The 13,067-nt window shown below is 40.5% G+C and carries 7 protein-coding genes; 6 read left to right on the forward strand and 1 reads right to left on the reverse strand.

Translation table 11 applies throughout. From position 1 onward, the window contains the following. The first annotated feature begins 96 nt into the window (after nucleotides 1–96). Nucleotides 97–1,266, forward strand: a complete 1,170-nt coding sequence (locus tag VB691_RS21715) for a Na/Pi symporter (protein ID WP_323293623.1) — start codon at nucleotides 97–99, stop codon at nucleotides 1,264–1,266. A gap of 102 nt (nucleotides 1,267–1,368) precedes the next feature. Here the strand turns inward: VB691_RS21715 and VB691_RS21720 are convergent, their stop codons facing one another. Continuing rightward, nucleotides 1,369–1,563 (reverse strand): hypothetical protein, encoded by a 195-nt coding sequence (locus tag VB691_RS21720; RefSeq protein ID WP_323293624.1) that lies wholly within the window; start codon nucleotides 1,561–1,563, stop codon nucleotides 1,369–1,371. Nucleotides 1,564–1,612: 49 nt separating this feature from the next. Between VB691_RS21720 and VB691_RS21725 the strand changes: the two genes are divergently transcribed. The 5 genes from VB691_RS21725 to VB691_RS21745 all read left to right on the forward strand — a co-directional run bounded on the left by VB691_RS21725 (nucleotide 1,613) and on the right by VB691_RS21745 (nucleotide 12,832). Continuing rightward, nucleotides 1,613–2,890, forward strand: a complete 1,278-nt coding sequence (locus tag VB691_RS21725; protein WP_323293625.1) for a DUF1576 domain-containing protein — start codon at nucleotides 1,613–1,615, stop codon at nucleotides 2,888–2,890. Nucleotides 2,891–3,504: 614 nt separating this feature from the next. Then, nucleotides 3,505–7,833: a 5'-nucleotidase C-terminal domain-containing protein gene (locus tag VB691_RS21730; RefSeq protein ID WP_323293626.1), complete on the forward strand. Its 4,329-nt coding sequence runs from the start codon at nucleotides 3,505–3,507 to the stop codon at nucleotides 7,831–7,833. A 216-nt stretch (nucleotides 7,834–8,049) separates the two neighbouring features. Beyond that, nucleotides 8,050–8,583: a PEP-CTERM sorting domain-containing protein gene (locus VB691_RS21735; RefSeq protein WP_323293627.1), complete on the forward strand. Its 534-nt coding sequence runs from the start codon at nucleotides 8,050–8,052 to the stop codon at nucleotides 8,581–8,583. A gap of 555 nt (nucleotides 8,584–9,138) precedes the next feature. Next, a complete protein-coding gene (locus tag VB691_RS21740; protein ID WP_323293628.1) occupies nucleotides 9,139–10,971 on the forward strand; it encodes a cyclic nucleotide-binding domain-containing protein in 1,833 nt (610 codons plus the stop codon). A gap of 172 nt (nucleotides 10,972–11,143) precedes the next feature. Then, nucleotides 11,144–12,832, forward strand: coding sequence for an L-lactate permease (locus VB691_RS21745; RefSeq protein WP_323293629.1), 1,689 nt, complete (start codon nucleotides 11,144–11,146; stop codon nucleotides 12,830–12,832). Nucleotides 12,833–13,067: the final 235 nt, after the last annotated feature.

Consider the following 13,067-nt stretch of genomic DNA (forward strand, 5'->3'; position numbering starts at 1 on the left):
CCCCCTAAAAGGGGGAGGCTTTAAACCCAAATTTTCGGTAAATTTACTCGAATTCTTCTATATACATATTTTCGGCAAGCAATCACGAGGTTCTTTATGAATACACATCCGGCTGAGTCTTCTTTACCTGAAGCGACTAGCAGAAGAAAAACGTTTTTCCTTTGGCTACTGGTTTTGGTGTTAGTTTACATACTGATCCTCGGCGTTGGAGTCATTAGCAGAGGCTTTAGAGCAGCCGTTGGCGATGAAGCAGAACAGCTTTTTGCCTTTGCCAACAACCCATTTGTCGGACTCGTCGTGGGGATTATTTCAACTTCATTAGTTCAGTCCTCTAGTACCACAACGTCGATTATTGTGGGTTTAGTCGCAGGCGGTTTACCCGTCCGGATCGCCATTCCAATGATTATGGGTTCTAATATTGGAACCTCTATTACCAATGGCATTGTCAGCTTAAGCTATGTAGGCAGCAAGGAAGAATTCAAAAAAGCCTTTGCCGCATCAACTGTTCTGGATTTATTCAATCTCATTGCAACGTTGATTTTCTTCCCACTAGAGATCTTATTTCATCCTCTCGAAAGCCTCAGCACAGCTTCTGCTGGCTTCTTTTTAGGTGATCGCGATTGGAGCGTCGACGAATTTGACTTAGTTGGTGCTATGGTTCGACCTGCCCGTGACTTAATTCGGAGTGCCACAGGTTTTCTACCCGAACCCTTCAACGGTATTTTGCAGATTATCATTGGCACTAGCTTAATTTTTCTCTCGGTGTACCTGATGGGTAAATTGCTCAAGCAATTGATGGTAGGTCGAGCCAAAGATATCCTTCACACCGCTTTAGGCAAAGGACCGATCGCCGGAATTTTGGCGGGTATATTTATCACCATCCTGGTGCAATCTTCTTCAGTAACCACCAGTTTGATGATTCCGCTTGCTGGTTCGGGCGTGTTTGGACTCAATGTCATTTATCCGTTTACCCTCGGTGCTAATATTGGGACAACGGTAACTTCCCTGCTTGCCGCTACGTCTGTCACTGGGGAAAGGGCGTTACCAGCTTTAGAAATTGCGAAGGTGCATTTGTTCTTCAACCTGTTAGGAGTTTTGCTGGTTTTTGGCCTTCCCTTCTTGCGCCCCTTACCTGTGATTGGGGCAGAACGATTAGCAACTGCCGCAAGCGAGAACAAACTCATTGCTTTGGTGTACCTCGTCGGTGTGTTTTTTGTGATTCCCCTGATTCTATTAGGACTTTCGATCTTACTTCAGGGACAATGACAGAGCAATCGCATTAAAATTTCAGACCCCCGATCTGGTAAGGATTTTGAGTATCAAGCGATCGCCTACAGAGATCGCGGAACTATTTACCCTAACTGTCTTTCAACAATTAAATGCGATTGCCCTGGGGACAATAAAAACTAGGCGTTTTGCGTCGTACATCTTTACTATTATCAAGCCACGCATTTTCGTTGTTTGAACTGTTACCGCGATCGCCAGATAGCTTAATGGCGATCGCCGATTGGGGAAAATATGCCGTAAATAAACACCAACAGCATATTGATCATTTTTTGTCAATGCGAACTCCTACTTATTATAAATTGGAACTACAGCAAGTATTTTTTCTATGCACTATCCACAGGTTAAACACAACAAAGAACTATCAGACAATGGCAGATATTTAATTTTAGCCCTATATTTTTGCTCATTGATTCTGTTTGGTTTTTTGGTGAATACACCAACGGAAATATTTTGGGGAATTGAGAAAATCATCACCTCACCTGATACACTTATCACCGATTATATGGGCGTTGGTGGGATAGGAGCAGCGTTAGTAAACTCAGGTCTTCTAACATTAATTGTTCTTTTGATATTTTATAATTTAAAACTTCAAATTAATGGTGTTTCAATTGCTTGTCTATTTACTGTTGCTGGATGTTCTCTTTTTGGAAAAAATCTCTTTAATATATGGTTTATTATTATCGGAGTCTTTTTATACATTAAGGTTCAAAAAAAAAGCTTTAAAGATCTAATTTACCCCGCTTTTTTTGGTACGGCTCTTGCTCCAATCACAACAGAAATTTTATTTAGTACAACAGCTTCTATATGGATAAGAGTTCCATTAGCTATTACGATTAGTCTAGTTATCGGTTTTATTTTGTGTCCTGTCTCAGCCAATTTATTAAAAGTCCATCAAGGGTTTAATTTATACAACATGGGATTTACTGCGGGAATTGTAGGAACGATAGTTGTATCCTTATTAAATTCTTATGGGATTATACCAGAACCGCAAATGATCTGGACAAGAGGAAACAACAAAATTTTCGGCTTTTATCTATTTTTAATGTTTTCTTCCATGATTATTACTGGAATTTATTTGGAGAAAAAACCTTGGCTAAAACTTAAAAACATTTGGGAATATTCTGGTCAACTCATTACAGATTTTGTCCTTCTGCAAGGGTTTGGTGCTTCCTTAATTAATATGGGGATTAATGGTTGCATTGTCACCTTGTATATATTACTGATTGGTGGAGATCTCAATGGGCCAACTATGGGAGGAATTTTGACGGTCGTCGGTTTTTCTGCCTTTGGTAAGCACCCCAAAAATATCGTACCTATAATGATAGGAATATGTTTAGGGGCTTTAGGTAAAGAAGGAAACATTAATGACCCCTCAATGTTATTAGCTGCTTTATTTGGCACAACTTTAGCCCCCATAGCAGGAAAGTACGGCTGGATGTGGGGACTTGTGGCTGGATTTATCCATTCATCAGTAGTAAGAAATGTAATAGTCCTGCACGGAGGTTTGAACTTATACAATAATGGTTTGGCTGCAGGAATTGTTGCTGCAGTTCTCCTCCCTATTATCGAAACCTTCAAGCAAGATAAACTAAAAAGCCTTTAAGATGTTGCTTCAGAAATCATAAAACTAGGAGTTTTTAATCGCACATCTTTACTGTGATTAGACTACACATTTTCGTTGTTTGAACTGTTACCTTGATCTCAGATCTTGCACCATGATTGGAAAACCACAAATCCCCGACTTTTAAAGCCTAAAACCCTGATAAGCTCGTTAATATTTCGCAAAAAGTCGGGGATTTTAAACTAGGTTCAAGATCTCAGTTGATCGCCATATAGCTTAATAGCGATCGCCGATTGGCGAAAATACGCATTAAATAAAAACTATTTTTACCAAAATCATATTGATCGTTTTCTGTCAATACGAAACTCCTAAAACTATAAAGCCGTTATGGATGATTCTATTCTCTGGAGTGCTTTTTTCATGGGATTCGCCAGTGCTTGTTCTATAGCAAAAAAAGAGTTGGTTAGGACAAAACTCTGAAAGCATTATCCATAGCACTTTGTAAATAATCAAATTGGTTTAAATTAAACTTACTTTAAACTTTGATAAAGAAAAAATTACCTCCACTTAACCTTAATTATGGAATTATGGACTATAAAATAGACAGGACTTAAAACAAAGAGCATCTTTTCTAGTATTTAAAGATAAAACCAACAATGACGACTAATACCCTTCAACTTGAACCACCTAATTACATTGATTTCGATAGAGCAAATGTAACGCTTTCAGAACTTAGCATCCATGATATTCAGGGAACAGGTTTGAGATCCCCCCTAGAAGGTATGCTGGTGACTAATATACCTGGAATCGTCACAGTAATTGCCAGAAATGGCTTTTATCTCCAAGATCCTAACCCTGATAACAATCTAGCAACTTCTGAAGGTATCTTCGTCTTTACGGGATCAAGAGACATCAGTAATATCCAGGTTGGTGACTCTGTTAATGTCAGTGGAACAGTATCAGAATTTCAATCTGGCGGTGCTACCACCAATAATCTCACTATTACTCAGATTAATGCCCCCAGTACAATTAATGACACAATCGAAGTCGTAAGTTCAGGCAATGCGTTACCCACCGCAACCATAATAGGAGCAGGAGGTCTGATACCTCCCACCGAAATCATCGCTTCAGCCGACTTTCCCGAAATCCCCTTAGATAGCGGCATTGGTTTCTATGAAAGCCTAGAAGGAATGCTGGTAACGGTACAAGGTGCTTTAACAGTCGGTCCAACAAGTAATTTTAGTAGTAATTCAGAAATTTGGGTAGTATCCAATCAAGGAGCCGATGTAACGGGGATCAACAGTCGCGGTGGTCTTGGTATTACTCCTGATGATTTTAACCCCGAACGGATTCAACTTGATGATGGACTTCTGCGTTTTATAAGTGGCAACACTGCACCACAAGTTAATGTAGGCGATTCCTTGGGGGATGTAACAGGGGTAATAAGTTACGCCTTTGGTAACTATGAAGTTTTGGCAACCCAACCATTTAATGCTACTTCTGGCGGATTGCAACGGGAAGTGACTGATATAGTTGGTACAGCAGATAAGCTAACGATCGCTAGTTATAACGTGGAAAACCTCAATCCTACTGCGGGGGCCAGGTTTAACGTACTCGCAGGGCAAATTATCAATAATTTGAAAGCTCCTGATATTATAGGACTTCAGGAAATTCAAGACAACAGTGGCCCCATCAATGATGGTATAGTGGCGGCTGACCAAACCTATCAAGGCTTAATCGATGCGATCGCGCTTGCGGGTGGCCCCATTTACGAGTTCTTAAATATTGATCCGATCAATAATCGAGATGGAGGCGCACCGGGTTCTAATATTCGAGTTGGCTATCTCTATAACCCTGATCGCGTCAGCTTTGTAGAAGATTCCCTGAGACGCATCACTGACCCCAACGCTACGCCTGATGATGATGGTGCTTTTACCGCAAGTCGCAAGTCTCTAGTGGCTACCTTTGAGTTTAACGGACAAGACGTGACGGTGATTAATAATCACTTGACTTCCAGAGGAGGGCGCGGTACACCTTTATTTGGCGATACTCAACCTCCCATTATTGGCGGCGATACAGAACGCACGGCTCAAGCTACGGTTCTCAATGGCGATATTAACCAAATTTTGGCAACAAATCCCAACGCTAAGATAGTAGTTTTAGGGGATCTTAACGGCTTTGATTTTGAACAGTACCAACAAATCCTCAGTGGTGGGGTCTTAACTAATCTTTCTCAAACCCTGGATATCAGGGATCGCGCTACCTTCAACTTTCAAGGCAACTCCCAAGCGTTAGACCACGTTTTGGTAACTAATAATCTTGCCAATAATGTCCAGTATGACATCGTTCACGTCAACGTTGATTTTGCTGATCAACCTGCCGATCACGAACCTCTAGTCGCATCCTTAGACTTACCAACCTTTACTCTGCAAATTCTGCAAACATCGGATCAAGAAGCAGGTATTCCAGCTTTTCAGGATATCCTGGGATTTTCGGCGGTAATGAATGCTTTGGATGGCCAGTATGACAATACCTTGAAATTAACGACGGGGGATGTCTACATTTCTAGTCCCTTCTTTAATGCCAGCCGCGATATTTACGATAATGCCATAACGGGTAATCCACAGGCAGATCAAGGAGGCATTGCCGACATCCTGATTAATAATGAATTAGGCTGGGATGTGGCATCTGTGGGCAACCATGAATTTAGTGGTGGTGCGGGTTCTTTCCTCAATCTTTTAGCCCCTAATCCTAATTGGGTTAATGGGCAGAATGGCGGTGTTGGTATCGGTGCAGGAGGCTATCCTGGAGCCGCATTCCCCTATTTAGCCAATAATCTTGATTATAGCAATGCTACCCTTCCTAACGGCTTAACTGTGGTAGCTAATGGGGGTGCGCCTTTACCCAATACCTTAACTGGTAGTGTGATTAAAGACTATAACGGCGAAAAAGTAGGAATTATCGGCATTGTCACCCCCTATCTCAAATCTATCGCTGATACCGGACTAATACAAGTAACCACCAAAGATGCTAACGGTAACTTGATTACTGGGACGACTTCCATTGATGTTCAAGTTGACTCGATTATTGCCAATATTACCCCCGAAGTTCAAAATTTAATCAACGCAGGTATCAATAAAATTATTTTGATGACCCACCTGCAAGAATCCGCCATTGAGATAGCTTTAGCCCAAAAAATGGCGACTCTTGGGCTAGAAGTCGATCTGCTTTTTGGGGGTGGTTCTCACCAACAGATGTCTTCGAGTACGGGAGTTCCCCCCTTACGGGAAGATGAAACCCAACAAAATAACGGACAGTTGCTTCAACCCTTTCCCCAAGTGTACGGAGAGGGAGATAACAAGGTTATTTACGTCAATTCAGCCGCGAATTATCGCTATTTGAATCAATTAGTCGTGACTTTTGATGATCAAGGCGTAGTCATTAACATTGGAGATGATAGCGGCCCCTATGCTACCGATATCGCCGGAGTTGATCGCCTCTATGCTGAAGATATTACTACCCTTGACCAAGTTAAAGCTAAAGCTGATCCCGATATAGTCAATATTGTTGATGGGGTGGAATCCTTCGTTAACATCCTAGATGGCACTATTTTCGGTCAAACAGACGTTTTCCTTAATGGTGTCAGGGGAGATGTACGCACCCAGGAAACTAACTTAGGTAACTTGACGGCTGATGCTCAAGATTTCTACGCTGAAGCCTATTTGAATCAGCATAACCTGCTTCAAGGCTTTAACAAAATTGATATCTCCTTCACCAATGGAGGCTCAATTCGGGATCAGATTGGACGGTTTGGAATCGGAGAGTCGGGAGAAATAATTCCCCTGCCTCCTCAAGCTAACGAGGAAGTGGAGAAAGAGGAAGGGGATGTCTCCCAACTCGATATTGCCAACTCCTTAAGGTTTGACGGCGATATCGTTGTCGGTACAGTCAACGCTACCGGATTCCTCCAACTGGCTGAACACATGATTTCTTCCGTTGAAACGGGGAATGGTCGTTTTGGTCAAATTAGCGGATTTAACTTTAGTTATGACCCCACTGCCTCTGCTGGTAGTCGCATTCGCAGTCTAGCTTTAGCGGATGAAACGGGTAATAGTGTGCAAATCATTGTGAAAAATGGGGAGTTAGTAGTTGCTTCTAATACCACGTTTAGCGTAGTTACTCAAGCTTTCTTGGCTAATGGGGGTGATAGTTATCCCGTTGTCCTCCAAAATGTAGTTAACCTCACTAACTATACAGAACCCGATTCTCTGGGTAACGCCAATCTCAGGGCCGGACGGATACAAGATGCTTTTGCTGAGTATCTTTCGGCTTCTTACAACAATAATAACGAACAACAGCCCTTTGCCCAAGTTGATACTCTCCAATCAGAAGATCAACGGATTCAAAGCCTCGGTTTCCGTCAAGATACGGTTCTCGACGGTATTACAGCCTTGCCTACAACCGTCAATGGAACGTCTGGTGATGATACCTTTAATGCGGCTTTGCGTGATGGCAAACAATTTATCGGCAATAACCAAATTCTCAATACAGGAAGTGGCAATGACACGGTAGATGTTCGCTTTGCCGTCGGTGGCAACAATATTCGTACTGTTTCGGGTAATGATACCGTTTACGCTGGCACGAATAACCGTATTGATACGGGTGCAGGGGATGACTTACTATTCCTGGGTTCTGCTGGTGGTAATAACATCGTTACCGGGGGTGCAGGTAAGGATCAATTCTGGATTACGGAAAATGATGCTCTCTTACCCGCAAATCCCAATATTATCGCTGATTACAAAGCAAATCAAGGGGATTTAATTGGTTTCTTGGCTACTAGCTTAAGTTTTGGTTCTCGCGGTACGAATTGGGATTATCGTCAAGCGGGTGCGAATACCATTATTGAAGCGTTTGGGCAAGATGTAGCCATTCTCAATGGAGTTAATGCTTCTACCTTGACTCAAGCTAATTTTGTCTTTGCTTAGTTTCCTGACTCATATTGGGGCGCAAGGCCTTGCGCCCCTACTTCTAAATTGAGGGGTGCGACTCATAAAACGCACACCTTTCAATAAGTACCTAGGCAAAATTAATTACACATAGCGATCCTTGCGTAGCAAGGCTTTCAGACCTCTGTGATAGGTAATTAATTTTGTGTGACTACTTACTAACATTTTCGGACAATCTAATGTAAAGAGGACAAAATGATTAATTCTTGGCAAAACGCGGCTGTTATTACTTCTGGTTTAGTTTTAAGTCTTGCAGTTCAGCAAATTAACCCTGCTCAAGCGGCGACTGTAAATTACAATCTATCAGGAACGATAGAAAATGGTTTATTGACAGGACAAACTTTTTCTGGAACTTTTAGCTATGATGACTCATTATTAACGGGTTCAGGTTTTGAAACGTTAGGGATATCTGAAGTAAATTTGAGCTTTTTCGGTTCAATTTTTACGGCTGTTGATGATGATTCTTATCCTGATAGTCCTACTGTAGAATTTTTAGACGGTAACTTTCTTGGTTTGAATTTTACTGTGTCTAGTTCCTCTCCAGAAGTCTCTTTAATTCCTGCTTTTGGTAATACTGTAGCTACTTTTTCTTATATTGGAACTAATGATGACGGTTTTGGCAGTATTCAATATGCCGCTGTGACTGTGCCTGAATCTTCAACCGTTTTAGGAATTATTGCGGTAGGTATGGGCGGTTTTTGGGGAGGGAAAAAACGCAAGTCTGAGTAATTTTTTAGGGATCTAAAATACCTATTGGTAGGATAAGCTGTTAAGAATTTAAACCGCGTATTTTGAAGTCTGAAACCCTTTACTGGCTTAGATTGTTCTAGAAAATTGAATGCTTAACAGCTTATCTATGACAATAGGTAAGACATCTCCGGGATTAAATGAGTGCTTTAACTACTGCTTTATAATAGGGTTCCATATTCCTTCAATCGTTAAGCAAGGTATCTCGAAAAGTCGCTTTATTTTTTTCTCCGACTTTCAAAGAAAAGCGAATGATTTGGGGGCTAATTTTCACATTTGCATCAGTCTAGTAAAGTAGTGAATGGGGGAATAAGCTGTTGTGCATTTAAACTGCTTATTTGTTAAATTGAAGGAAACAGCTACAACCCTCTTTCATGAAAGCTTTTTGCTTGGTTGGTGCATACTTCGACCAAGCTCAGTACAAGTCTCGACTCCGCTCGATAACCGCTTGTCGAACCATTGCCTTTTGCCTTGCTAATACACATTTTAAATGCGTATTAGCTTAATCTTCCCCATGTTTTTCTGTCGTTAATAATTATGTCAAATTCCCCAATTTTGAATGCCTTTCTCTACGGAATAATCAGTGCTTGTTCCATGCCTCTAGGTTCAATTACTGCGTTGTTTTGGACTCCAGTTTCTCGGATGATCTCATTTCTGACTGCGTTTGGGGGTGGAGCTTTATTAGCAGCCTTAGTGATTGATTTAGTGGGAAGTGCCACGGAAAAAGGGCATATTTTTGAATTAGTGATTGGCTCGATAATGGGCAGTTTATTCTATACCATTGTTAATCAATTGGTAAACAATTCTGGAGGATTTTTGAGAAAACCTTCCACAACCCTTTCTTATTTAACCCAACAAGACTCTCGCCGCTTTCAACAACGACTTTTGAGTCTGAAGCGAATTGACCTTTTTTATGAGTCTCCTCGTTCTTTTCGACAACAATTGGCACAAAAAATGCTGGTTGCTGATTATCCGAAAGGGACAACTATTTATCAACAAGAAGATCCCAGTGAAAGTCTTTATATTATTAGAAAAGGACAAGTTAAGTTATTAGATCCCCAAGCTGACTTTCAACCTTTAAAACATCTTTCGGATAACGATGTATTCGGTCAATTTGCATTTTTAACAGGTTCTCCCCATCAAACGGTGGCTCAAACAACAGAAGATACGCAACTGGATATTTTGCCCCGTCCTCATTTTGAAGAATTATTGCAAACTTCCTCCTATCTATCCCCAAAAACGGAATCATTTTGGCAAACTCAAGAATTATTTGATTATCTGCAACAACGTCAGAAACTCAATAAAGAAAAAATTAACCATTGGCTGAGTGCAGCAACAGAGAAAATACATAGCGAAGGGGTTATTTTGCCTGCTGTTGAAATTGAGCGTCATGTTCAAGAATTTCTGCAAATCGCCCGACAAATTACCAGATTTCCCCTCTTTCGTTATTTGTTTCAAGAGGAACTGCTCGAAATTGCTCAACGTTTAACCTATCATGATCGCAAGAAGGGTTATGTTTTTTTTCAGCCTCAAGAAGCCTCAGATCGCCTCTTTATTATTCGTCAAGGGGAAATAGAAATTGTCTATCCCCATCACCTGCAAAAGCCTCCTTTCGTCTTAAAATCAGGAGATCCCGTCGGAGAATTATCCTTTGTCACTGGGGCCAATCATTCAGTGAGTGCGATCGCCCTGACGGATGTTCAAGTCTGGACTTTAAGGAAACGTGATTTTGAGGAAATGATACAGCAATCAAAAAACCTCGAAGAAGCGATTAAAGTTTTTCTGGAAAAACCGAAAATGCAGAATTATCTTCTTAAACAACAAAATTTTACCCCGTCCCAAGCTGGACAATGGATACAAAAAGCCTGTCAAAACATGAATGCTGGCCATTTAATTCCTTCAGCAAGTGCTATTTCTAACACAGTAGCCCAACATAAAGATGCACCAATGGCTATTTGGTTGGGGTTGTTAATGGATGGTATTCCTGAAGCTTTGACCATTGGGGCCCACCTTGTCTCGGCACCTTTGAGTCCCTCCTTATTAGCGGGGTTATTTATTGCTAACTATCCAGAAGCCCTTTCCAGTTCTCAAGGGATGAAAGAACAAGGTTTTTCTGTGAGGAAAATCTTAATTATGTGGAGTTCTATTACGCTAATCACCGGAATTTTAGCAGCGATTGGCACACTTTTATTTGCTAATCTTCCAGAATCGGCTGTTTCTTTTGTGGGAGCCATGGCCGCAGGAGCAATGTTAACCGTTATTTCTGAAACAATGTTACCCGAAGCTTATGCCAAAGGAGGATCTATTGTGGGAATGTCTACGTTATTGGGATTTTTATCAATTATTGTTATCAAAAGTTGGGGACATTAGTAAAATTAATTAATTGAATAATACCAATTTCCTAAAGTCCGGCTACACATAACCTAACATCTTGGCGATCAGGTTTGATAGATTACTTTTACAAGTGTTGTATAATAAGTTAATGAAATTAGTGTAACAATTTCAATTTTATTCTCTATCCCAGCTTTAAAAATATTTTTCTATGCAACTATTTTTTTATACAATCATTGCCCTTTTTCCCATAATTTGCGTATTTTTTTTCTTGGTAATAAAAAGATGGCCTGCCCAAAAAACCATGCCATTAGTGTATTTCATTACAGTATTTAATGCGGGGATTATTTGGCAAGTTCCTCCACAGCAAATTATGGCAGCAACAATTGATGGCATGATTACTGCTTGCCAAATTCTTTATATTTTATTTGGAGCCGTTTTACTCTTAAATACTTTAATTGAATCAGGGGCTTTGTCAGCAATCTGTCAAGGACTGTTAACACTTTCTGGAGATCGACGAATTCAAGCCATTTTGATTCCTTGGTGTTTTGGGTCATTTCTGGAAGGGGCTGCGGGTTTTGGAACCCCTGCGGCTATTTGTGCGCCTTTATTGGTAAAATTGGGTTTTCCTCCCCTGGCTGCGGTATTAGTTTCCCTACCCGCTCAAGGCATCCCGTCTTGTTTTGGGGCAGTGGGAACTCCTTTGTTATTGGGAGTAGCTACAGGTTTAGGGTTAAATGACTTACCCGTTGTCAATCAACGTTTAGCCGAATTAGGAGTTAGTTTTGATGATTATTTAAGACAAATTGGCGGACAGACTGCCATTGTACATGGATTAGTCGGAATCTTAATGCCATTAATTATGGTGACAATGTTGACAGGATTCTTTGGAGAGAATCGTTCTTGGCGTGAAGGATTAGGGGTTTGGCCCTTAGCTTTATTAGCGGGATTATCTTTTTTTATAACCTTTGTCTTGACAGCCTTATTTTTAGGTCCAGAATTTCCTTCATTATTAGGAGGTTTAGTCAGTTTGATTGTTGTTACCTTGGTCTTAACTCAAGGTTGGTTTCGGCCTCAACAAGTTTGGGATTTTGCTCCATCTCATCAATGGGAGGAGGAATGGGGAAGGCCTATGAATTCAAAATTCAAGCCGAGAAGTCATCCTATTGGTTTAAAAAAAGCTTGGATTCCTTATATTTTAGTGGGATGTTTTTTAATTATTTCTCGCTTATCTTTTTTGCCTATTCAAGATATTTTATTGTCTGTAGAATGGCGATGGAATAATATTTTCGGAACTCTTATTACTTCGACGGTTCAGCCCCTTTATCTTCCTGCATCGATTTTTATTTTGGTGGTTATCATTACCTACGGACTTCATTATATGGGGAAAGAACGAATCACAAACTCCCTTCATCGCACGATTTTGACCCTAAGAGGAGCGATAGTTGCTACCTTGGGGGCAGTGGCTTTAGCTACTGTCTTTGTCAATTCAGAGATTAATGCCCTTAATCTTGAAAGTATGCCCTTAACTTTAGCGATGGGGGTTTCTAGTGTCGTTGGGGGTATTTGGTCAATATTTGCCCCTTTGATGGGCGCGATTGGAACTTTCATTGCCGGAAGTACCACTGTTAGTAATATGATGTTTTCCTTATTTCAATTTGGAGTAGCAGAACAAACGGGAACTATGGAAAGCTTGATGGTCGCTTTGCAAGCTGGAGGTTCGTCTTCAGGGAGTATGTTTTCTATTAATAATGTCGTCTCTGTTTGTGCAACTGTTGGTTTAGTGAGACAAGAAGGATTGGTGATTCGGAAAGTTCTGCTACCTTTAATTTATTGTGTCTTAGCTGAAGGAATTATTGGCACATTGTTAAGTGGTTTATTTCGAGTTATGTTTTCTTAATTGTTGTCTCTTTTTTATTGCTAGGATCACATTGATCAATTGACAATTGGTTGATTTCGTTTATCGCTTCGCTAGTTTAAGCTTTAATTAGGGTTGTTTAATGGTTAGATTAAGAACGAAATCTTTAGGTTTTTTTAAGAAAAAATATTACTAGAAAATGGCTAAATAGAAAATAATCTACAAAAAACACTTCAAACTAAATAGGAGTAAAAATTTTCAACCAAAAGAACATTGG

The sequence above is a fragment of the Crocosphaera sp. XPORK-15E genome, from assembly GCF_034931425.1.
GTDB lineage: Bacteria > Cyanobacteriota > Cyanobacteriia > Cyanobacteriales > Microcystaceae > UHCC-0190.